The sequence below is a fragment of the Nocardia sp. CA-119907 genome, from assembly GCF_050955995.1.
GTDB lineage: Bacteria > Actinomycetota > Actinomycetes > Mycobacteriales > Mycobacteriaceae > Nocardia.
In genome coordinates, this window is the sequence record NZ_CP192091.1 from 2,066,915 (window position 1) to 2,088,043 (window position 21,129).

Consider the following 21,129-nt stretch of genomic DNA (forward strand, 5'->3'; position numbering starts at 1 on the left):
TATCTCCTGGAAGTTGAGGAACCAGCCGGTTAGATGAGCACGACACCTTCGGCGACGCCGATGGCCCGCAGATCGCGGTACCAGCGCTCGACCGGGTGTTCCTTGGTGAAGCCGTGGCCGCCGAGCAGCTGCACGCCGTCCAGACCGATCTGCATGCCCTTATCGGTGGCGAGCTTGCGGGCCAGCCCCGCCTCGCGGGCGTAGGACAGACCCTGCTCCGCGCGTGACGCACCCCGCAGGGTCACGAGCCGCAGGCCGTCCAGTTCGATTGCCATGTTCGCGACCATGAACGCGACCGCTTGGCGGTGCGAGATCGGCTCGCCGAACGCCTCGCGCTCGTTGACGTACGGAATCACGTAGTCGAGCACGGCCTGACCGGTGCCGATGGCGAGCGAGGCCCAGCCGAGTCGAGCCAGGCGCACCGCGTCCGCGTACTCCTCGGCGCGGGTCATGGCGTCGCTGTCGCCGAGGATGGCATCCGCGCCGACCGCGACATTGTCGAGCAGTAGGCGGCCGAGGCCGGCGGCCCGCAGCCCCATGCTCGGATCGGCCTCCACGACCAGACCCTGGGCGTCGGACGGCACGATGAACAGGGCCGGGCGGCCGTCGAGTTCGGCGGCGATAATGAACAGCTCGGCGTCACCGGCGGCCGGGACCAGGCTCTTCACACCGTTGAGCCGGAAGCCGCTCGGCGAGCGGGTGGCCTTGGTCTGCAGTGCGAACGGGTCGAACAGGGCGCGCGGCTCGCTGATCACGACCGCGGACTGCGGCACATTCTCGCCGGTGAAGGCGGGCAGGTAGGTCTGCTGCTGTGCATCGGTGCCCCACTGGGACAGGGCGACCGCGACACCGCTGGGCGCGAGAATCGGCAGGGCCAGCCCCATATCGCCGTGCGCGAGCGCCTCGGCGACCATCGAGTTGGTGACCGCGCCGCGCTCGGCGGCCGCGCCTTCCAGCTCCTCGGGCACATTGATCAGGGTGATGCCGAGTTCGGCGGCGCGCTCGAGCAGGTCGCGCGGCGCCTTGGCGGCATTGTCGGCCTCGTAGGCGGCCGGGCGCAGGATCTCGGCGGCGAATTCCTTCACCGTCTCCACGATCATCTGCTGCTCGTCGCTCGGGGTCAGGTCGAAGTAGCCCTTGTTCTTGGACTCGTTGTCGGCCAGGCGCTTCGGAGCGCCACCGCCGGCAACCTTGCCGAATGCGCGAGTTGCGGCACCGAGGGTGCGGAAACCGGTCTTGGTGCCTTCGTAGGTGACTCGCTCGATCGGCTTGCGCAGGTTGTACTTCTCGGCGAGATCCGAACCGGTAAGGGTCGTCATGACCCGCATGGCCGCGCCCATCCAGTCCCGCTTGGGGTGGTTCAGGCCGACCGCGGACGTGTCTGGACGTCGCGTCGTTGCGCTGTCTCGAGTACTCATCATCACCTGTTTTCTCGGGTGGGTGTGGTGCGGTCTTGTCCCAGCTATCTTACTCCTGAGTAAGGCTATCTTACTCCTGAGTAAGAAGCGCGTCGAGGTGCAGCATACGCGGCCGAACTGTGTCAGGCTGGACGAGTGCCCAAAATCGCGGCGCGACAGCTGATCGCCGTCGCCGTTGTCTTTGCCGCGCTACTGGCCGCCTTCGCCGACCGCTATGGCTATCACCGGGATGAGCTGTACTTTCTCGCCGCCGGCCGACACCTCGATTGGGGCTATCCGGATCAGCCACCACTGACCCCGCTACTCGCCCGCGCAATGGCGGCAATCGATGCCGATTCGTTACTGCTGCTGCGTATTCCGTCGATCGCGGCCGCGACGTCGGTCGTCGTTGCCGCCGGGCTGATGGCGCGCGAACTCGGCGGTGGTCGCGGGGCGCAGGTGCTGGCGTCGGCCGCGGTCGCGAGCGCCGCGATGGTGCTGGGTGTCGGTCATCTACTGACCACGACGTCCTTCGATATGGCGGCGTTCGGATTGGTCTGCCTGCTGGTGTTGCGGCTGCTGCGCGATCCAGATGTGCTGGCTGCGGGGAGCGGCGGGCGCGGAAGGCTGGCGGGTGCGCGTGTGGGTGCGGTGCACCGCGCCAGTGTGGGTGCGGAGCGTGACGGTGTGGGGCGTGGGTGTGCCCGCGTGGGCATCGAGCGTGCGGGTAGGGGCGTGGGGCGCGAGGGTGCGGAGCGTGTGGGTGTCGAGTCGGGGAGTGCCGGTGTGGGTGTGAAGCGTGCGGGTGCGGAGTGCGCAGGTGCGGAGCGTGTGGGTGCGGAGTGCGCAGGTGCGGAGCGTGTGGGTGCGGAGCGTGTGGGTGCGGAGTGCGCAGGTGCGGAGCGTGTGGGTGCGGAGTGTGTGGGTGTCGAGTGTGAGGGTGCGCCCGTGGGCGTGGAGCGTGCGGGCGTGCAGCGTGAAGGTGCGGAGCGTGCGGTTGTCGAGTGTGGGGGTGCGCGCGTGGGCGTCGAGCGTGGCGGTGCGGGTGTGGGCGTGGAGCGCAAGGGTGCGGAGTGTGAGGGCGCGCCCGTGGGCGGGGAGTGTGCGTCTGCGGTCGGGGATGCGGGTGGATGGCGAAGGACGACGGCCCAGCGGTGGTGGCTCGGGGTGGGGCTCGTAGTCGGGATCGGATTGCTGAACAAGGCGCTGTTGGTCTTTCCGGTCGGTGCGCTGGTATTGGCACTGGTCCTGGTCGGTCCGCGAAAGATATTCGCGACGAGGTACTTTCCGATGGCGATCGGGCTCGCCGCGGTGCTCTGGCTGCCATATCTGTGGTGGCAGGCGCACCACGGGTGGCCGCAGTGGGGGCTGAGCCGGGCGATCGCGGGTGGCTCCTCCGGCACCTCGGACTCACCGGTGGCGTTCGTAGTTCTGCAACTCGGGCTGATGGGTCCGCTATTGGTGCCGCTGTGGATTTTCGGGCTCTGGCGTCTGTGGCGGGATCCGCGCCGCCGGGCCTTCGCGGTCGCGTATGCGTTGCTGTTCGTGGGCTTCGCCGTCGTCGGCGGCAAGGCGTACTACCTGGGCGGGATGTATCCGGTGCTGCTCGCGGCCGGTGCCGTACCGGTCGTCGAGTGGCTTGCGAACCGGCGAAACCGTTGGGTGGCAGTGGGTTCGGCTATCACGGTGAACGCGGCCGTGTCGGCGGTACTGTTCCTGCCGGTATTGCCCATAGCGGAGCTGAAGGATTCGCCGGTGCTCGCGATCAACTACGACGCGGGCGAAACCATCGGTTGGCCGCAGTTCGTGCGCCGAATCGCCGAGGTGCGCGCGACGCTCGGCTCCGATATCGCCATCCTCACCGCCAACTACGGCGAGGCGGGCGCGATCGAGCATTTCGGCGGTGAATACGGACTGCCCACACCGCACAGCGGCCACAACTCCTACTGGTGGTGGGGGCCCACCCGGTGATACGGCCACCGCGGTCATCGCCGTCGGCCTCGACCACGACCAGCTGACGCGGTACTTCGCCGACGTCGAACCCGTCGGTCGCATCGACAACGGTCTCGGCATCGACAATGACGAACAGGGCCGGCCGCTGTTCGTCTGCCGCGAACCGCGAGTGCCCTGGTCCGAACTGTGGCCACAGGCCGAACATCTGGGCTGACGGGCCACCTCGAATGATCTTGGTTGCCAAGAAAAAAATTTGGAGCCATCCAAGCACCCCACCGGCTACGAAGACCGATCGACGCCTGTCGAATAAGGTGCCGTCCGCAGCCTCGGTCGCGCTCTGTGCCGAGACTGTCTTCCATCGCAGAAGTGAAGGAGATGTCGTGGTGATTCGCATGTTCGATCAGTTCGCCTCCGGGATCGTCAGCTTGATGGGCATGTTGTTCACTCCATAAGCCGAGTCGCCCGGGACGGGATGTTCGTCCCGGGCGATATGCCCGCCCGGCTGTTAGGTTGTGCCGCATGGCAAGACGGCCGCGGCGGCGGCGACTAAGGGCAACGGTGCTGACAGCGGCCGTTGCGGCAGGCATCGTTACCGGAGGTTCGGCCGGGGCGCAGACGCCCGCCGGATCGTGTGCGGATGGCTGGGACGTATCGACGATCGTCAGCGGAGTCGGGAATCTGGAGAATCTCGATACCGACGGTGCTGGCGGTTTCTACGTCACCGGGATCATGGACGGGTACCTCGCTCATATCGATGCCGCTGGCAATTTCGAGAAGCTGGTCACCGGGCTGGATCATCCGGCCGGAGTGCGCGTCGTCGGCCGTTCCGTCTACTTCCTCACCGGCGATGGTTTGGCCGAGGCGCCGGGCACCTTGCGACGCTATGACATGGACACCGGTGCGGTGACGATCCTGCTCACGGAGCTGTCCGGTCCGAACGGACTCTTGGAACTACCCGACGGGGACCTGTTGTTCGCCACGATCGGGATCTCCGGCCCGGCGACCGGTATCTCGCGGTATCGGCCATCGACAGGGGAGTACACGAAGGGCTGGTCCAGCCTGCCGTGGACGAACGGACTCGCGCTCGCCCCCGACGGAAAGTCGATCTACACCGACAATATGACCCTGCGCGTCTTCCGCGTCCCACTCGACGACCCCAACAACCCAACCGTTGTCGCCGCTGCCCCCACGATGATCGCGCTCCCCGACGATATGGAAGCCACCCGAGCGAACCAACTCTTCGTCGCCGACCACATCCAGGGCGCCGTCTACCAGATCGATCCCGCCACCGGCACCGCCTGCACGATCATCACCGGCCTGATCAAACCCGCCCCCCTCCGCAACCCCCCCGACGGCGCCACCTCCGTACGAATAGCCCGCGACGCCGACACCTGGGCCCTCTACGTCACCAGCATGGACGGCACCCTGCGCCGCCTCCGCCCACCCCCCGGAATCGACCTGACCCCCGCCGACCCGAGACGCTAGAAATCGACGAGCATGCGCTGGTGCTGGTGGGCACTCGACGTTTACCCGCACCAGCGCGTTCTCGACGGATCAGGGGTGGAGGTGGGATAGGGCTTGGGGGTGGAGGAGGGTATTGGTGGCCAGGGCGTTGCCGTTGTGGGGGCCGGGGGTGCCGGTTAGGGAGGTGAAGTGGCCGCCTGCTTCTCGGATGAGGATGTCGAGGGCGGCCAGGTCCCAGAGGGAGACTTCGGGTTCGGTGGCTATGTCGACTGCGCCCTCGGCCAGTAGGCAGTAGCTGAAGAAGTCGCCGTAGCCGCGGACGCGCCAGACATTGTCGGTGAGGTCGAGGAATTTTTCGCGGAGGCCGCGTTCGTGCCAGCCGGAGAGGCTGGAGAAGGCCAGGCTGGCGGAGCCGAGGTCGCTGACGGCGGAGACCGAAATGGGTTTCGGCGCATCGGAATCGAAGCTGGCGAAGGCGCCGGAACCCGCCGCGGCCCACCAGCGCCGGGTCAGCGCGGGCGCGCTCACTACGCCGACCACCGGCACACCGTCTTCGAGCAGTGAGATCAATGTCGCCCAGATCGGCACCCGGCGCACGAAGTTCTTGGTGCCATCGATCGGATCGATCACCCACTGCCGTCCGCTGAACTCGACATCGCCGCCGAACTCCTCGCCGAGCACCGAATCCTCGGGCCGCTCCTGTGCGAGCACCTCCCGAATCGCCTGCTCCACCGCCAGATCCGCATCCGAAACCGGCGTCAGATCCGGCTTCGAATCCACCTTCAGATCCAGCGCACCGAACCGCGCCCGGGTAATCCCGTCGGCCACATCGGCCAAGCGCAGGGCGAGTTCGAGATCGGAGGAGTAGTCAGCCACCCCCGAACCCTATCCCCAGCCCGCCATCTCTCCGGACAGGACGTCCCTCCGGACTGGACGCCCCTCCGGACTGACCGTCCCTCCGGACTGGACGTCCCTCCGGACAGGACGTCCCCCAGCGCGGACGACCGTCGATCGGCACTTCCGCGACGCCTCGGTCGTTCGGCCAGCCAGCGCATTGCGCGTGCTCCAGGCCCGCTCCTCGGCACTTGTCGCATATCTAATGACTACCTCGCATAGGCCGTACCCCTGTGCGAGGTAGTCACGAGCTATGCGTCAACTCTGCCCGCCATGTTCGGCTCGCCGACTCCGGCCGACTGGCCGCCATTTCACTGGGGACGGTCGGTGGGCGATGCCGGTGGTCAGCCTCGAGGGTGTGTGGGGTTGGTCAGGCGGCGATTGCGGGGCGGGTTAGGCCGCGGTGGAGCGGGCGGCGGTGAGGGCGGTTGCCCACCAGTGCAATTGGTCGAGCATGGATGTTGCGGCTGCGGCGGGTTCCTCTGGTTCGAGGAGCTTGCCTTCGGCGTCGAAGAGCAGGTAGTAGCGGGGGAAGGTGACGTAGTTGCGGATGGTGTGGGCGTTGAGTTCGTTGAAGACCTGGCGCAGGTGTTCGATGGCGAGCAGGCCGCCGCTGGCGCCGCTGTAACCGACGAAACCGATTGCCTTGCGGTCCCATTGGGTGAAGTGCCAGTCGATGGCCGCTTTCAGTGAGGCAGGGTAGCTGCGGTTGTAGTCGGGGGTGAGGATGACGAATGCGTCGGCTTCGCCGAGTCGCCTGGTGAGGTCGGTCATTCCGGCCGGCCGCTCCGGATCGGGCTCCATCAAGGGAGGGACCGCGGGCAGTGCCAATGGCAGTTCGGCCTCGGCCAGGTCGATGAGGTCGATTTCGAACGCGCCGTGGCGGGCGGCCTGCTCGACGAACCAGGAGGCGACGGCCGGTGCGAAGCGTCCTTCCCGAACGCTGCCGATGATCACCGCGAGCTTCAACGTGGACATTGGTGTTCTCCTTCGATCACGAGGTTGTTCGCGTCCAAATCTGCTGCCCGACGTCGCGACCAGGAAGACCGCGCGAAGAGTGGTAGTGGCAGGGACACCCTCCGCGCCGACCGCACTTGTACCGTCGAGTCGTGAGCGATAACGAGTTGGGCTTGTTCCTGCGCAACCGCCGTGAAGCGGTGACGCCAGCCCAGGTGGGGCTGCCCACCGGACCGCGCCGCCGCACCCCCGGCCTGCGCCGCGCCGAACTGGCCACCCTGGCCGGAGTGAGCGTCGAATACATCACGCGACTCGAACAGGGCCGTGATCGCCGCCCGTCCCCTTCGGTGGTGTCCGCACTCGCCGACGCACTCGGCTTGGCGCCGAGCGAACGCGTCCACCTGCACCGGCTCATCAAGGGGGCCGACCCCGGATTCAGCTGCATGGGCGGCGCGCGGCCGCCGCGCGAGGTGCGCGCCACGGTCCGCGCCGTCCTCGATCGCCTCGAACCCGCGCCCGCGCTGATCGTCAACCGGCTGCGGGACGTGCTCGCCTGGACCGAGGGCTATGAGCGCCTGATGGCACCGATCGGGCTGCTCGACGATGCGGACCGCGCCAATCTCGCGCTCTTCGTCTTCACCGACCCACGCGCCCGCACCTCCTATTCCAATTGGGACCACATTGCCGACGAACTGGTCGCCGCACTGAAGCAGGGTCCGTTCCGCGCTGATCCGCATATCGCGGCCTTGGCCGACGAACTGACCATCGCCGCCGGTGCCGAGTTCACCCGCCGCGTCGAATCCGTACCCAGCCTCGCCGCCGCCACCGGCACCACCCGCCTGAATCACCCCGCGGCGGGTGCACTGCGCCTCACCTACGAAACCCTCGAACTCTCTGCCGACGACGATCAGCAACTGATCGTCTACCTGCCCGCGGACGATGTGACCGCCGCCGCGCTGGATTCGCTCGCCGGTCGCCGTCCGGGTGGGCTCCGCGCCGTTTCCGGCTGACAACGGGTCCGTAGACCCGAAGTCGATGGGTCTGAGCAGGCATTTTCCCGTCGAATCGGGCCATCTCTGCCGTGTTCGCGCGAAAAGCGCGTGCTCCATCCGTCGGCCGGGGGCAGGTGTCGCCAGCGTCACCGGCACCCGAGCACCGCCGCGCACGTGCCCGTGTGTTTCACCGTCTCAACCGCGCCCAGTAGGCTTGAGCATCGTGCATCCTGACGTTTCCGCTGATATCGCCGAACTCGACGCAACCCTCAAGACCGTCGAGTCGGTCCTCGATGTCGAGGAGCTGCGTCGACGGATCGATGAGCTCGAGCATCAGGCCGCCGATCCCGATCTGTGGAACAACCAGGAGCACGCGCAGCGGGTCACCAGTGAGCTGTCGCACGCTCAGAGCGAGTTGCGTCGAGTCGAGGAGCTGCGGCAGCGGCTCGACGATCTAGCGGTGCTCTATGAATTGGCCGAGGAAGAGGAGGGCGAGGCCAGGGTGGCCGCGCTCGCCGATGCCGACGCCGAACGGGCCGCACTGCACGGTGATGTGGAGGCCATGGAGGTCCGCACCCTGCTCTCGGGCGAATACGACAAGCGCGAGGCGCTGGTCAACATTCGCTCCGGCGCGGGTGGTGTGGATGCCGCCGACTGGGCCGAGATGCTGATGCGCATGTACATCCGCTGGGCCGACCGGCACAAGTACTCCGTCGAGGTCTACGACACCTCCTACGCCGAAGAAGCAGGTATCAAGAGCGCCACCTTCGCGGTGAAGTCGCCCTATGCCTACGGCACCCTCTCGGTGGAGATGGGCACGCACCGGCTGGTCCGGATCAGCCCATTCGACAACCAGGGGCGCCGCCAGACCTCCTTCGCCGAGGTCGAGGTGTTGCCAGTGGTCGAGACCACCGACCACATCGAGATTCCGGAGGGCGAGGTCCGCGTCGACGTGTACCGCTCATCGGGTCCGGGTGGTCAGAGCGTCAACACCACCGACTCGGCCGTGCGGCTCACGCATATTCCCACCGGCATCGTGGTGACCTGTCAGAACGAGAAATCCCAGCTGCAGAACAAGATTTCGGCCATGCGCGTGCTGCAGGCCAAACTGCTGGAGCGCAAGCGGCAGGAGGAGCGCGCCGAGATGGACGCGCTCAAGACCAACGAGGGTGCGTCCTGGGGCAACCAGATGCGCTCCTATGTGCTGCACCCGTACCAGATGGTCAAGGATCTGCGCACCAACTACGAAGTCAACAATCCGAGTGCCGTGCTCGACGGTGATATCGATGGTTTCATCGAATCCGGAATTCGTTGGCGAATGCGAGAGCAGGCGAGCTAGTTGGACGTACCCCAGGCTTTCTCCACGTCCACCGACTTCACCACCTGGCTGCGGTCCTCCGGTCTAGAGATCGTCCTGTACATCCTCGGGGCGATGTTGTTCAGCCGGTTCGCCACCTTCGTCAGAGACCGGATCACCCGCCGGATCGACGCGGGCTTCCGCAGCAGCGACGCCCTGGTGCGTTCCGAGGCGGCCAAGCATCGGCATGCGCTGGCACAGGTCGTCACCTGGGTGATCCTGACGATCGTCTACGTCCTGGTCGGCATCGAGGTGTTGCGCCGGTTCGGCTTCGGTGTCACTGGCCTGGTTGCGCCAGCGGCCGTACTCGGCGCCGCGCTGGGTTTCGGCGCGCAGCGCATTGTGCAGGACATTCTTGCCGGATTCTTCTTGATCACCGAGCGGCAGTACGGATTCGGTGATGTGGTTCGCATCGCCGTCACTGGATCCGCGGAGCAGGCCGAGGGTACGGTCGAGGACGTCACGTTGCGGATCACCACACTGCGCAATGCCGATGGTGAGGTGATCACCGTGCCCAACGGCCAGATTGTGAAAGTCACAAATCTGTCGAAGGATTGGGCGCGCGCCGCCATCGATGTACCGGTTGCGGCCAGCGCCGATATCACCAGGGTCAACGAGATCCTGCACGAGGTCGGTACAAGGGCGTACGAGGACCGAAAGTTGAAGCCGTTGCTGCTCGACGAGCCCACCGTGATGGGCGTCGAAGATCTGACAGTGGACCAGATGAACATCCGAATGGTTGCCCGAACGTTGCCAGGTAAACAATTCGAAGTCGGTCGCGAGTTGCGGGTGCGAGTCGCCGCGGCGTTGCGCCGGGAGGGAATCAGTGAGACCACGTAGATCCACGGCGATCCTGCTGGCAACTTGGATCGCCACGTTCGTGTTGTATCTGTTCGTCAAGCCCGATCAACCGATCGTGCAATCACCCGAGAAACTCAACGTCGTTCCTGCAGTGCTGAATACAGCTACCCCCGGGCATTGACCATGATGTAGCTGGTGGCTGCGCGGCGGTTGCTGGTTACACTGGCTAGCCGTGATCGCTATGCGGAACGTGACCAAGTCTTATCAGACCTCGACGCGACCCGCGCTGGACAACATCACCGTCGATGTGGGTAAAGGCGAGTTCGTCTTCATCATCGGCCCGTCCGGTTCGGGCAAGTCGACCTTCATGCGACTGCTGCTCAAGGAGGAGGCCCCGACCGCGGGCGAGATTCGGGTTGCCGATTTCCGGGTCGACCGGCTGCCCGGGCGGAAGGTGCCGAAGTTGCGTCAGCGCATGGGGTGCGTCTTCCAGGACTTCCGGCTGCTGCAGCAGAAGACCGTCGCGCAGAATGTCGCGTTCGCACTGGAAGTGATCGGCAAGCGGCGCCAGTTCATCGACCGGACCGTGCCCGAGGTGCTCGATATGGTCGGGCTCGGCGGCAAGGCCGACCGGCTGCCGCATGAACTGTCCGGCGGTGAGCAGCAGCGCGTGGCGATCGCCAGGGCGTTTGTGAACCGGCCGCTGGTCCTGCTGGCCGACGAGCCGACCGGCAATCTCGATCCGGACACCAGCGGCGACATCATGCTGCTGCTGGAGCGGATCAACCGGATCGGCACCACCGTGGTGATGGCGACCCACGACAATCACATCGTCGACGCGATGCGCAAGCGGGTGGTGGAGTTGGACCGCGGCCGGCTGATTCGCGATGACGCGATCGGCGTCTACGGGGTGGGTCGATAATGCGCGCTGGATTCCTTTTCAACGAGGTCATCACCGGCCTGCGTCGCAATGTCACCATGACCATCGCGATGATCCTGACCACCGCGGTATCGCTGACGATGCTCGGCGGCGGTCTGCTGGCCTTGCGGATCGCGGATAAGACCCAGAACTACTTCATGGACCGGGTCGAGATCCGGCTCTACCTCTCCGACCTGGTCTCGGCGACCGATACGGACTGTTCGCGGGAACCGTGTCAGCTGCTGATGCGGGATCTGAAGAAGACCGACGGCGTGGTCTCGGTCCAGTTCGTCAACAGCGATGAGGCGATGAAGGAAGCCACCGAGGTGACCTTCAAGGATCAGCCCGAAATGCTGGACATGATCAAGGACACCCGACTGCCCGCGTCATTGCGCGTGAAGATGACCGATGCCGACCAGTATCCGCGGATCTACCAGACCTTCCGTGATAAGCCCGGCATCCAGAGCGTGCTCAACGATAAGGACACCGTGGACCGGCTGGTCGGGGTGTTCGACGGATTGCGGAACGCGGCATTCGCTTTGGCGGGGCTGCAGGCATTGGCCGCGCTGCTGTTGATCGCGAATATGGTCCAGATCGCGGCGTTCAGCCGGCGAGAAGAGGTCGGCATCATGCGGATGGTCGGCGCGACGCGCTGGTATACCCAGTTGCCGTTCCTCTTGGAGGCGGTGGTCGCGGCGCTGGCGGGGTCGATTCTGGCGGTCCTCGGCCTGTTCCTCGCGCAGCCCCTGGTAGTGAATCGCGGGCTGGGCGCGCTGTTCAACAGCAATGTCTTTCCGCACATCACCAGCGAAGACATCGCCCTGGTTTCGCTGACCGTCGCGCCACTGGGCATCGTATTCGCCGCGATAACGGCCTACGGCACCCTGCGGTACTACGTCCGCGACTAGGAAGTTTCGGTTATCCACAGGTGGAGAACTCGGCGCGGCACCTGCGATCCGCGCCGAGCTAGGGGTTCGGTTGTCCCACCGCGCTCGTAGGATGGGCCGCGTGGAATCCCCCGATGCTTTCGCGGCTGTTCTGACCGATGGCGACCCGGTCGCCGAATCCGGTGCGGCACAAGAGGTTCTACGCCGGGTATTCGGCTACGACAGCTTCCGTGGCGATCAGCGGGAGATCGTCGAGCATGTGATCGGCGGCGGGGACGCACTGGTGCTGATGCCGACCGGCGGCGGTAAGTCGCTGTGCTACCAGGTGCCGGCGCTGGTGCGTCCCGGTGTCGGTGTGGTGGTGTCGCCGCTGATCGCATTGATGCAAGATCAGGTGGACGCGCTCAGCGCGCTCGGCGTGCGCGCCGGATTCCTGAACTCCACCCAGTTCCCGGATGAGCGGCGGATGGTGGAGGCGCAATTCGTCGCGGGGGAGTTGGACCTGCTCTACCTCGCGCCGGAGCGGCTGCGCCTGGAATCGACCGCTGCCCTGCTGGATCGCGGCAAGGTGGCGTTGTTCGCCATCGACGAGGCGCACTGCGTCTCGCAGTGGGGTCACGACTTCCGCCCCGACTATCTGGCTCTGTCGATGCTGCACGAGCGCTGGCCGGACGTGCCGCGCATCGCGCTCACCGCGACCGCGACGGCCAAGACCAGCGACGAGATCGTCGAGCGGCTCGACCTCGGCTCCGCCCGGCGCTTCGTCGCCAGCTTCGACCGGCCGAATATCCAGTACCGGATCGAGCCCAAGAACCGGCCGGATCAGCAGCTGCTGGAATTCATCAAGGCCGAACATGCCGGGGACGCGGGCATTGTCTACTGCCTGTCGCGCAATTCGGTCGAGAAGACCGCGGCCTTCCTCACCGATAACGGCATCGACGCGGTGCCGTATCACGCGGGCCTGGATTCCCGCACCCGCACCGCCAACCAGGCGCGATTCCTGCGCGAAGACGGCCTCATCGTGGTCGCCACCATCGCCTTCGGCATGGGCATCGACAAGCCGGATGTGCGCTTCGTCGCCCATCTCGATCTGCCCAAATCGGTGGAGGGCTACTACCAGGAGACCGGGCGCGCGGGTCGTGACGGACTGCCCTCGACCGCCTGGATGGTCTACGGGCTCGCCGATGTGGTGCAGCAGCGCAAGATGATCGACTCCTCCGATGGCGATGCCGCGCATCGCAGACTGCTCCAGTTGCATCTGGACGCGATGCTCGCACTGTGTGAAACGGTGTCCTGCAGGCGGACTCAGCTGCTGGCGTACTTCGGACAGCCGGGACAGGCCTGCGGTAACTGCGACACCTGCCTGACTCCGCCGCAGTCCTGGGACGGTACGGTGCCCGCGCAGAAGGTGCTCTCCACGGTGCTCCGCCTGAAACGTGAACGCGGACAGAGCTTCGGCGCGGGGCATATCGTCGACATCCTGCTCGGCAAATCGAATCCCAAGGTGCTGCAACACGATCACCATGAGCTGAAGGTCTTCGGGATCGGCACCGATCTGCGCGATGTCGAATGGCGCGGTGTCGTAAGGCAATTGCTCGCACAGGGCCTGCTGGCCGTGCACGGTGACTACGGCGTGCTCACTCTCACCGAGGCGAGCAATGAGGTGCTGTTCGACGGTAGGGAAGTGTTGCTGCGCCGCGAGCCCGAGCGCGCGGTGAAACCGGCCAGGGCGGTCAAGACGGCGAAGGGTAAGTCACCGGCCGCCGATCTGGCGCCTGCGGATGTGCCGGTCTTCGAGAAGTTGCGTGCGTGGCGGGCCGCGACGGCCAAGGAACAGGGTGTGCCCGCCTACGTCGTCTTCCATGACGCGACGCTGCGGGAGATCGTCGCCCGCAAGCCCGCGAACCTGTCCGAACTCGGAACGGTCGGCGGCGTCGGTGAGAACAAGCTGGCGAAATACGGTGAAGGTGTGCTGGCCGTCCTGGCCGGAGAGGCCGGGGCATGAACGACAATCCGATCGGGCGGCGTGGATTTCTAGCGGGCGCCGCCGCCGCGGCGGGCGCCTCGCTGGTCGGTCTATCGCCCGCCGACGCGGTTCCGGTCGCGCCGGGCGTCACCAAATTCGACTTTCCGACCGACCGGAGCGTGCGCCTGCTGATCACCGGCGATGCGGGCACCGGCACCCGCACCCAATGGGCCGTCGCCGACGCCATGCGGGATTACCATCGCCGCCAACCGTTTTCACTTGCCCTCGGGCTCGGTGACAATATCTACGAGAGCGGCCCGACCAGCGCGGTCGACGTCCAGTTCGCCGAGAAATTCGAAAACCCCAATGCGGGACTGGATTTCCCGTGGCTGATGGTGCTCGGCAATCACGACAACAGTTCGGTCCTCGGCGGCGACGGTGGCTGGCTGCTGCGCGGCAACAATGAGGTCGAGTACCACGCGAATTCGCCGCGCTGGTGGATGCCGAGCCGGTACTACTCGGTTCGGGTGCCCGAGCAGCAGCCGGTGGTCGAGTTCTTCGTCCTCGACGTGAATCCGCTCGCCTCGTACGTGCCGCCGATCTTCGCTCCGTACTGGGAGGTCGACGGCCAGTTCATGAACGAGCAGCGCGCGTGGCTCGATCGCGCCATCGCCGAATCACCCGCCGAGTGGAAGATCGCCTGCACCCACCACCCCTATCTCAACAATGGTCCGCACGGTGACGCTGGCCGCTACGAGGGACTGTCCGCGGCACCCATCAATGGCATCCACGCGAAACGGTTCTTCGACGACCATATCGTCGGCAACTGCCACTTCATCCTGTCCGGGCACGATCACTCGCTCCAGGTGCTCGAGCCGACCCCCGCGTCGAAGGGCACCCGCCAGTTGGTCTCCGGCGCGGCTGCCAAAACCGTGGCCGCTGAACCGAAGCTGAATCCCGGCGGCTCCGGCAATGCCGCGCTCTTCGAGAACTATCACGAGCTCGGCTTCATGATCATGGACCTCACCGCGCGCAGCGTCGACCTGACCGTGGTCACCGTCGATCTCGCCAGCGCCGCCGCCACCGAGGCGTTCGCGCGCCGACTTGCCTGAATCGCAACGGAATTGCGCGGCATCGGACCGCTGCGGCGGCTACCGTGCACGCTATGGCATCCGGTGATCACCGCCCCGCCGACGACGGGCCCGACCTCGGCGGCTCCCCGCCGAGCGACCCCGGCGATACGCCGCCCTATCGGCGTGGCACCCACGACCCCGCGGTGGATTCGATCTGGCTGCGCCATCGCCCGCCGCCGCCACCGCGTCCACGCGGTCTGCCGCGTGTGACCACGCTATTGCTGGTCGCGGCCTTCATCGTGGTGCTCGTGCTGTACCTCCTGGTCCGGCCAGGGGGCTAGTGGAAGCGGGCGCGGAATAATCCGGTTGCCGAGTCACTTAAAGTTGACCGTTATGAAGGAGAAGGGGCGCAAGGTCATCGCGACCAACCGCCGGGCGCGGCACAACTACACGATCCTGGACACCTACGAGGCCGGGATCGCGCTGGTCGGTACCGAGGTCAAGAGTCTGCGCGAGGGTAAGGCCTCGTTGGTGGACGCCTTCGCGACCGTCGACAACGGCGAGGTGTGGCTGCGAGGCCTGCACATTCCCGAGTTCAGCCACGGCACCTGGACCAACCACTCACCGCGACGGGTGCGCAAGCTGCTGCTGCACAAGCGCGAAATCGAGCGGCTGGTCGGCAAATCGCGTGAGGGCAACCAGACGCTGGTGCCGCTATCGATGTACTTCTCCGACGGGAAGGTCAAGGTCGAGCTGGCGCTGGCCAAGGGTAAGCAGGACTACGACAAGCGGCAGGATATGGCCAGGCGCACCGCTGAGCGCGAGGTCACCCGCGAGCTGGGACGGCGCATCAAAGGCATGCGTTGACCGCTGTTCTACTGGCGCTGGTGGCCGCGGTCGGCTACGGCGTGAGTGATTTCTTCGGTGGTGTGGCGTCGCGGCGGGTGACCGCCCTGCGCGTCGTGATCGTCTCCTATCCGATGTCGACGCTGTTCGTCCTCGTGCTGCTACCACTGACCGGTGGAACACCGGACACCGCGTCGATGCTGTGGGGACTGGCTGCCGGTGTGGCGAGCGGCTTCGCGGTGTGGTGGTTCTACGCCGCGCTGGCCAGCGGCCCGATGGCGGTGGTGTCACCGCTGACAGCGCTGTTGGTCGCGGGTATTCCAGTGCTGGTCGGTCTGGTGATCGGCGAGCGCCCCGGCCCGCTCGCCGTCGCTGGCATCGTATTCGCACTCGGCGCGGTGTACCTGGTGAGCCGCGAGTCGCCCGATGACGTCACCGAGGAGATCACCGGCGGGCGTGAGCTGCGCTTCACCAGGAAAGTCGCGCTGCTCACCATCGGTTCGGGCGCGGCCTTCGGACTCGCCTTCGTCTTCCTGCACGAAACCCACGCGAGCGCCGGCGTCTGGCCCCTGCTGGCCCAACGAGGCGCGGCGAGTCCGATGGTCTGGCTGATCGCGTTATCGGCCGGGGAGTTCCGGCCGCTGCGCGGTGAACCACTGCGGTTGGCGGCCTACATCGCGGTGCTGGACACCATCGCGAATGCCGCACTGCTCTACGCCTTCCACGGTTCGATGCTGTCGCTGGTCAGCGTGATCGGTTCGCTGTACCCGGCCGCGACCGTGCTGTTGGCGATGGTCCTGCTCGGTGAGCGGGTCGGCCGACAGCAGCAGGTCGGGATGATGCTGGCGCTCGGGTCGGTCGGGTTGATCGCGGCGGCCTGATCGGTTCGCCGGAGTCCTGAGCGCGGGATGCAGGAGCGACTGATGGGGCTGGATGGGCGGCAGTGACATCGCGGAATAGTGCGCTCGACTCTGTTACCGCGCAGGTCAGAGGCCTGAAACCAGCTATGGGGATAATGGAATGAACCCGGCATGGCCGAGTGTTAACATAACTAGCCCGACAAGGTGTCGGGACGTACGGGGCTGAACGGTTTCGACTGCGTACGTTGATTCAGGGGAAGCGTGTCGGTGCAGGCAAGAGACCACCGTAAGCGTCGCTGCAACCAATTAAGCGCCGATTCCAATCAGCGCGAGTACGCCCTCGCTGCCTAAGTAGCAGGCGTCTCTGTCAGTCCGGGTTCGTCCCTCGACCCGGGTACTGGCATCAGCTAGAGGGAATTACCGTCCGACTCGGTCGCGGAGCCGGACGGGACATCCAACAGCGACTGGGATCGTCATCCGAGCTTGTTCGCGAGACCCGGAGATCCGAGCAGAGACCTAGCGAACTGCACACGGAGAAGCCCTGAAGACGCGGCGGAGGACCCGGGTTCGATTCCCGGCAGCTCCACTAGGGAAAGTGCCCTCGTGGCCAGCGGTAATGCTGGGAGCGGGGGCATTTTTCGTTGTTCAGCTGTTGACGGGTACCGGGAGTCTTCCCGCATTCGCTGCCCCGTTGGTTGAGTTCGCCCATGACGAGCGGATCTCTGCAGTTGTGGGTCTGCGGTCGTTTTGACGACCGGCGCGGCGGCTCCAGGGAGGCGCTCTCAATGACTTGGGATTCATCGAGCGGTATGACTTGATGTAGATTCGCAGTGTCTTTGGTTGGGGGAGGTTATGTGGCGCAATCGAATTCCTGGGATGGAACGTTCGATGTCGTTCCAGCCGAGGTCACCGACGCTGGTCGTTACGTGCAACTGACAGCTGAGGAGCTGGTGAACGGGCTCCGCTCCATCGACGCTGATGTCAGCAAGTTGCTGGAGAGCTGGACCGGAAACTCCGCTACCTCCTATCGCTCCGGATGGGAGGAGACGCGCAAGGGCGCGGAAACCGTCCTGGAGGCGTTGGCGACGTTGGCTGAACTTCTCGGCGTGGTCGCTGAGACCCACATCACGCTCGACACACAGCGCGCCGCCGGCACGAGTTCGTTGGATTTGCCGTAAGGCGTTGGGGGAGGGAGAAATTCATGGCTGATTCGTTCCGGGTGGATCTGACCGAGCTCGACGACATCGCCACGCAGCTCAAGGGGTTCGTCGGGTTCCTCACCGAAAGCGTCACCGGCATCCAGCAACGCACAGCCGCATTGCAGTCCAGCTGGACCGGCCCCTCCGCAACTGCCGCCAACGAGGCATTCACCAAGTGGGTGACCGGCGCCCAAGAGGTCGCCGAGGGCATCGAGACCATGCGCACCGCAGCCACGGCCGCGCGGGACCGCTACCAGGCCGCGATCACCACGAACCTGCAGATGCTCGGCCGTAGTTCGAGCAGTCGGTCGTGACGGTCCTCGACGTCTCGGCCCAGACCTATTACGACGCCGCCGACATCTGCGCCAAAGCCTCCTCGGGCTACTTCGAGGCGTTCAAGGCCGCGATGAGGTCTTTCGGCGACACCGCCAACATGGCCGGCAGCGTCGGCGACGGTAAGAAGTGGGCCGAGTCCTATGACCAGCAATGCAAAGACATCTACACGATGTCCATCGACATGGTGCTGGCGCTCGACGGCTACGCCCAGGTACTCAAACAGGCCGGCTACAACCATGCACTTGCCGACCACGACCCGAACAGCGGGCAACCCGAGCCCACCGCTCCCAACCTGACCCCCTCGTTCACCCTCTCCCCGCAAGAACTCGTCTCGCTGCTGGTGCCCCCTTCTGCGGGCGGACCCGGCCGCGGACTCGTCGACGACGGCCTCGACCTGGCCGTGAAGGTCGGCATTCCTATTCCTGATGGCGACACGGCCAAGCTGTCACACTCCGGCGATGTCTGGAACAACCTCGCCACCAACGGCACCGTTACCGCCACTCCGGGTGAACTCGAACGCGCGGCTGCCCTGTTCGAACAAGTCACCTCCCCGGACGCGAACTTCATCGATGAAGACCTCCGCGAACTGAAAACCGCCGCAAGCGATCTCGCGGGCGCCTACGGCGAACTCGCCCAAGCCTGCCGGGACCAGAAACAAGCCCACGACGACATGCGCGACGCGCTCGTGCAACTGGTCAAAGACCTCGCCACAGAGCTCGCCACAGAAGTCGCCGTTGACCTCGTCTTCGCGGCAGTCACTTCCTGCGTCAGCTTCGGCGTCGGCGCCGCGGCGGTGGCCGCCAAAACCGCGGTCAAAGTAGCCAAGATCATCGAAAAGTTCGCCGACCTGATCAAGAGGGCCGTACAAGCGGCGAAACTCCGGGTTGCGGTCAAGATCGAGCGGGCCACCACCAAAACCAAAGAATCCATCCAGCGCATAAAAGACCTCACGACCAAACTCGCCGAAAAACTGAAGACTAAAGTTCCGAAGAAGTCGCTGAAGGACGAGCTGACTAATGCGCAGACCTGGAAGGATGGTAACCTTCCGACGTTGAATGGGCCAAAGAACGGTTACCTGGTCAAAAGAGATGCGGAGGGTCTGTCCAGTGAACGGTGTAACTCGGTTTGATTTGGTTACTTTCGTCCAGCGGACAGGCGTCCGTCGAAGGTGATGTCGAAGGCGTTCAACGCTGCTTTCCATCGGGTGACCCAGCGTTTCTGTCCGGCGCCGGTGGGGTCGAGGGCCATGATCGCCAGGTAGACGCATTTCAGGGCGGCTTGCTCGTTGGGGAAGTGGCCGCGAGCGCGCACGGCGCGGCGGATGCGGGCGTTGACGCTTTCGATGGCGTTGGTCGAGCACACGACTCGGCGGATCTCGGTGTCGAAGGCCAGGAACGGCACGAACTCCGACCAGGAGTTCTCCCACAGTTTCACGATGGCCGGGTATTTCGTGCCCCAGGTCTCGCTGAACTCGTAGAACCGTTCCAACGCCGCGGATTCGGTGGGGGCGGTGTAGATCGGTTTCAACGCTTTGGCGATGGCGTCCCAGTGCTGGCGGGCCGCGTAGCGGAACGAGGCCCGCAGCAGATGCACCACGCAGGTCTGCACGACTGCGGCCGGCCAGACCTGCTCGATGGCCTCGGGCAAGCCTTTGAGGCCGTCGCAGACGAGCATGCACACATCTCCGGCACCACGATTACGCAGCTCGGTGAGGATCTGCAGCCAAAACTTCGCGCCCTCACCACCGTCTCCGGCCCACAACCCGAGGATGTCACGGGTGCCATCGACCGTGACCGCCAACGCAACGTAGATGGGTCGGTTGGCGACCTTGCCGTCGCGGATCTTCACATGGATCGCATCGAGGAAGATCACCGGATACACCGCATCCAGGGGACGGTTCTGCCATTCGGCCATCCCGTCGAGCACCTTGTCGGTGATTACCGAGATCGTCTGCTTGGAGACCTCGGCGCCATAGACCTCCCGCAGGTGCGCCGAGATCTCCCCATGCGTGAGCCCTTTTGCCGACAACGACAGCACCATGTTCTCCACACCGTTCAACCGGCGCTGGCGTTTACGCACGATCTGCGGCTCGAAGCTGGCATCCCGGTCACGAGGGACGTCGATCTCGACTGGACCAACGTCGGTGACCACCGTTTTCGAGCGAGTTCCATTGCGAGAGTTCGGTGTTCCACGTCCAGCCGGGTCGCCGTGGTCATAGCCCAGATGATCGGTGATCTCACCGTCGAGGGCCGACTCGACCACCATCTTCGTCAGCTGCGCCAGCAGCCCACCCTCACCAGTCAACTGCAGACCGTTGGCCCGAGCCGACGCCACCAACTGACCGACCAACTCGGCATCCACCGCCGAGGCCTTCGCGTCCTTACGCTTCGCCACCGCAGCAGTATCGACCACATCGGCCGCCACCACATCAGACATCAAGTGCCACTCCTTAATTGGGAGTTACACCGTTGTATTTACAGTCCCGATGCGGACGGAAACATTACCAACTATTCGTATTATGACGCAGATGGGGTTGCGACCAAACGAGTGGATTTGACCGGCAAGCCACACTTGGATAAGTCGACGGGTGAGTATGTTCCCACTCCGCATGTTGTAGACGTGCAGAAGAATGTAAATCCGAAGACTGGTGAAATATTTGCCCGAACGAATAGTGACAGTGTGAGACCAGCGACAGCGGAGGAGATTCCCTGATGGACCCAGCAGCGGGTAACAGCCGATTGGAAGATATTCTTGCGCGCTCGCGCAGCAGCGATGGTTTGACGCGCGTGAATGCGATCCCTGAGTTGGGTGACTTCGTGGACGATGTCAGAGCGAGGGACAGGTTGACGGAGCTGCTCGATGACGAAGTCGTCACGATGGAGGTCGATGCGGCGGAGGTGCTGGCGAGGAAGGGCGGTGCAGCTGGCATCGTCGCGGTCCTCGAAGTACTCGGCCGTCGCTGCGATGATCCCGATGCCGACTATATTGCGTACCGGCTGAATGAGCTCGACGCCGGTGGTGAGGTGCCGGTCGTCGAGATCGTAGAGTCCTCAGGGCGGGAGATGTCGGACAACGCTGCGGTGGCGCTTCGAAATCTCAAAGCGCTTCGTGGCCATTGATCGGTCGATTGCGGCCGACGGGCCGATGACAACGGCGGCGCTCGCCTCGCCTGGAGTGCCGATCTGGTTGATTCCAACGATGTGACGCCGACCCGGCTGATGGGGGCGT

The 21,129-nt window shown here is 65.1% G+C and carries 22 protein-coding genes and 1 other RNA gene; 19 read left to right on the forward strand and 4 right to left on the reverse strand.

All coding sequences use genetic code 11. The annotated features are described in order from the left end of the window. Positions 1 to 29 precede the first annotated feature (29 nt). Positions 30 to 1,421, reverse strand: a complete 1,392-nt coding sequence (locus tag ACQP2D_RS09165) for an acyl-CoA dehydrogenase family protein (protein WP_433683276.1) — start codon at positions 1,419 to 1,421, stop codon at positions 30 to 32. 132 nt (positions 1,422 to 1,553) lie between these two features. Between ACQP2D_RS09165 and ACQP2D_RS09170 the strand changes: the two genes are divergently transcribed. The 3 genes from ACQP2D_RS09170 to ACQP2D_RS09180 all read left to right on the forward strand — a co-directional run bounded on the left by ACQP2D_RS09170 (position 1,554) and on the right by ACQP2D_RS09180 (position 4,835). Then, on the forward strand, positions 1,554 to 3,368 hold the full coding sequence (locus tag ACQP2D_RS09170) for an ArnT family glycosyltransferase (RefSeq protein ID WP_433683277.1): 1,815 nt from the start codon (positions 1,554 to 1,556) through the stop codon (positions 3,366 to 3,368). Further along, entirely contained in the window at positions 3,301 to 3,564 is a 264-nt protein-coding gene (locus tag ACQP2D_RS09175) for a hypothetical protein (protein WP_433683279.1), read from the forward strand. Before ACQP2D_RS09170 ends, ACQP2D_RS09175 begins: the two co-directional genes overlap by 68 nt. Before the next feature lie 305 nt (positions 3,565 to 3,869). Continuing rightward, positions 3,870 to 4,835 (forward strand): SMP-30/gluconolactonase/LRE family protein, encoded by a 966-nt coding sequence (locus tag ACQP2D_RS09180; RefSeq protein ID WP_433683280.1) that lies wholly within the window; start codon positions 3,870 to 3,872, stop codon positions 4,833 to 4,835. Between the two features lie 69 nt (positions 4,836 to 4,904). On the opposite strand, the gene hisN is transcribed toward ACQP2D_RS09180, so the two are convergent. Both hisN and ACQP2D_RS09190 read right to left on the reverse strand, forming a co-directional pair. After that, positions 4,905 to 5,690 (reverse strand): histidinol-phosphatase, encoded by a 786-nt coding sequence (hisN, locus tag ACQP2D_RS09185; RefSeq protein WP_433683281.1) that lies wholly within the window; start codon positions 5,688 to 5,690, stop codon positions 4,905 to 4,907. A 411-nt stretch (positions 5,691 to 6,101) separates the two neighbouring features. Continuing rightward, complete coding sequence (locus tag ACQP2D_RS09190) at positions 6,102 to 6,686, reverse strand: NADPH-dependent FMN reductase (protein ID WP_433683283.1); 585 nt, start codon at positions 6,684 to 6,686, stop codon at positions 6,102 to 6,104. A 131-nt stretch (positions 6,687 to 6,817) separates the two neighbouring features. On the opposite strand from ACQP2D_RS09190, the gene ACQP2D_RS09195 reads away from it, so the two are divergent. From ACQP2D_RS09195 to ACQP2D_RS09260, 14 genes are all read left to right on the forward strand, one after another. Continuing rightward, positions 6,818 to 7,675, forward strand: coding sequence for a helix-turn-helix transcriptional regulator (locus tag ACQP2D_RS09195; protein ID WP_433683284.1), 858 nt, complete (start codon positions 6,818 to 6,820; stop codon positions 7,673 to 7,675). 205 nt (positions 7,676 to 7,880) lie between these two features. Further along, positions 7,881 to 8,996, forward strand: a complete 1,116-nt coding sequence (gene prfB / locus ACQP2D_RS09200; protein WP_433683285.1) for a peptide chain release factor 2 — start codon at positions 7,881 to 7,883, stop codon at positions 8,994 to 8,996. Then, positions 8,997 to 9,854: a mechanosensitive ion channel family protein gene (locus tag ACQP2D_RS09205; protein ID WP_433683286.1), complete on the forward strand. Its 858-nt coding sequence runs from the start codon at positions 8,997 to 8,999 to the stop codon at positions 9,852 to 9,854. It begins immediately after the preceding gene. Between the two features lie 202 nt (positions 9,855 to 10,056). Beyond that, positions 10,057 to 10,737 (forward strand): cell division ATP-binding protein FtsE, encoded by a 681-nt coding sequence (gene ftsE / locus ACQP2D_RS09210; RefSeq protein ID WP_433685593.1) that lies wholly within the window; start codon positions 10,057 to 10,059, stop codon positions 10,735 to 10,737. Continuing rightward, entirely contained in the window at positions 10,737 to 11,642 is a 906-nt protein-coding gene (gene ftsX / locus ACQP2D_RS09215) for a permease-like cell division protein FtsX (RefSeq protein ID WP_433683287.1), read from the forward strand. The genes ftsE and ftsX overlap by 1 nt, the downstream gene beginning before the upstream one ends. 100 nt (positions 11,643 to 11,742) lie before the next feature. Then, positions 11,743 to 13,626 (forward strand): DNA helicase RecQ, encoded by a 1,884-nt coding sequence (gene recQ, locus ACQP2D_RS09220; RefSeq protein ID WP_433683288.1) that lies wholly within the window; start codon positions 11,743 to 11,745, stop codon positions 13,624 to 13,626. Then, on the forward strand, positions 13,623 to 14,699 hold the full coding sequence (locus ACQP2D_RS09225; protein WP_433683289.1) for a metallophosphoesterase: 1,077 nt from the start codon (positions 13,623 to 13,625) through the stop codon (positions 14,697 to 14,699). The genes recQ and ACQP2D_RS09225 overlap by 4 nt, the downstream gene beginning before the upstream one ends. Positions 14,700 to 14,752: 53 nt before the next feature. Further along, positions 14,753 to 15,001, forward strand: a complete 249-nt coding sequence (locus ACQP2D_RS09230) for a hypothetical protein (protein ID WP_433683290.1) — start codon at positions 14,753 to 14,755, stop codon at positions 14,999 to 15,001. 52 nt (positions 15,002 to 15,053) lie between these two features. Next, the gene (gene smpB, locus ACQP2D_RS09235) at positions 15,054 to 15,527 is read left to right on the forward strand and encodes an SsrA-binding protein SmpB (protein WP_433683291.1); all 474 of its coding nucleotides are present in this window, start codon (positions 15,054 to 15,056) and stop codon (positions 15,525 to 15,527) included. Next, the gene (locus tag ACQP2D_RS09240; protein WP_433683292.1) at positions 15,524 to 16,387 is read left to right on the forward strand and encodes an EamA family transporter; all 864 of its coding nucleotides are present in this window, start codon (positions 15,524 to 15,526) and stop codon (positions 16,385 to 16,387) included. Before smpB ends, ACQP2D_RS09240 begins: the two co-directional genes overlap by 4 nt. 197 nt (positions 16,388 to 16,584) lie before the next feature. Further along, positions 16,585 to 16,955, forward strand: a transfer-messenger RNA (tmRNA) gene (ssrA, locus tag ACQP2D_RS09245). A 265-nt stretch (positions 16,956 to 17,220) separates the two neighbouring features. Continuing rightward, a complete protein-coding gene (locus ACQP2D_RS09250) occupies positions 17,221 to 17,544 on the forward strand; it encodes a WXG100 family type VII secretion target (RefSeq protein WP_433683293.1) in 324 nt (107 codons plus the stop codon). Between the two features lie 23 nt (positions 17,545 to 17,567). Beyond that, complete coding sequence (locus ACQP2D_RS09255) at positions 17,568 to 17,879, forward strand: WXG100 family type VII secretion target (RefSeq protein WP_433683294.1); 312 nt, start codon at positions 17,568 to 17,570, stop codon at positions 17,877 to 17,879. Then, a complete protein-coding gene (locus ACQP2D_RS09260) occupies positions 17,876 to 19,030 on the forward strand; it encodes a hypothetical protein (RefSeq protein WP_433683295.1) in 1,155 nt (384 codons plus the stop codon). The genes ACQP2D_RS09255 and ACQP2D_RS09260 overlap by 4 nt, the downstream gene beginning before the upstream one ends. A gap of 5 nt (positions 19,031 to 19,035) precedes the next feature. On the opposite strand, the gene ACQP2D_RS09265 is transcribed toward ACQP2D_RS09260, so the two are convergent. Beyond that, on the reverse strand, positions 19,036 to 20,337 hold the full coding sequence (locus ACQP2D_RS09265; protein WP_433678047.1) for an IS256 family transposase: 1,302 nt from the start codon (positions 20,335 to 20,337) through the stop codon (positions 19,036 to 19,038). A gap of 3 nt (positions 20,338 to 20,340) precedes the next feature. On the opposite strand from ACQP2D_RS09265, the gene ACQP2D_RS09270 reads away from it, so the two are divergent. Then, positions 20,341 to 20,613 (forward strand): polymorphic toxin type 24 domain-containing protein, encoded by a 273-nt coding sequence (locus tag ACQP2D_RS09270; protein WP_433683296.1) that lies wholly within the window; start codon positions 20,341 to 20,343, stop codon positions 20,611 to 20,613. Next, entirely contained in the window at positions 20,613 to 21,020 is a 408-nt protein-coding gene (locus tag ACQP2D_RS09275; protein ID WP_433683297.1) for a hypothetical protein, read from the forward strand. Before ACQP2D_RS09270 ends, ACQP2D_RS09275 begins: the two co-directional genes overlap by 1 nt. Positions 21,021 to 21,129 lie beyond the last annotated feature (109 nt).

What these genes read in the sequence shown, in the direction of transcription:
- ACQP2D_RS09165 (WP_433683276.1), bottom strand. Translation starts at nt 1,421, where the DNA reads ATGATGAGTACTCGAGACAGCGCAACGACGCGACGTCCAGACACGTCC.
- ACQP2D_RS09180 (WP_433683280.1), top strand. Translation starts at nt 3,870, where the DNA reads ATGGCAAGACGGCCGCGGCGGCGGCGACTAAGGGCAACGGTGCTGACA.
- ACQP2D_RS09190 (WP_433683283.1), bottom strand. Translation starts at nt 6,686, where the DNA reads ATGTCCACGTTGAAGCTCGCGGTGATCATCGGCAGCGTTCGGGAAGGA.
- ftsE (WP_433685593.1), top strand. Translation starts at nt 10,057, where the DNA reads ATGCGGAACGTGACCAAGTCTTATCAGACCTCGACGCGACCCGCGCTG.
- ftsX (WP_433683287.1), top strand. Translation starts at nt 10,737, where the DNA reads ATGCGCGCTGGATTCCTTTTCAACGAGGTCATCACCGGCCTGCGTCGC.
- ACQP2D_RS09225 (WP_433683289.1), top strand. Translation starts at nt 13,623, where the DNA reads ATGAACGACAATCCGATCGGGCGGCGTGGATTTCTAGCGGGCGCCGCC.
- ACQP2D_RS09230 (WP_433683290.1), top strand. Translation starts at nt 14,753, where the DNA reads ATGGCATCCGGTGATCACCGCCCCGCCGACGACGGGCCCGACCTCGGC.
- smpB (WP_433683291.1), top strand. Translation starts at nt 15,054, where the DNA reads ATGAAGGAGAAGGGGCGCAAGGTCATCGCGACCAACCGCCGGGCGCGG.
- ACQP2D_RS09255 (WP_433683294.1), top strand. Translation starts at nt 17,568, where the DNA reads ATGGCTGATTCGTTCCGGGTGGATCTGACCGAGCTCGACGACATCGCC.
- ACQP2D_RS09265 (WP_433678047.1), bottom strand. Translation starts at nt 20,337, where the DNA reads ATGTCTGATGTGGTGGCGGCCGATGTGGTCGATACTGCTGCGGTGGCG.
- ACQP2D_RS09275 (WP_433683297.1), top strand. Translation starts at nt 20,613, where the DNA reads ATGGACCCAGCAGCGGGTAACAGCCGATTGGAAGATATTCTTGCGCGC.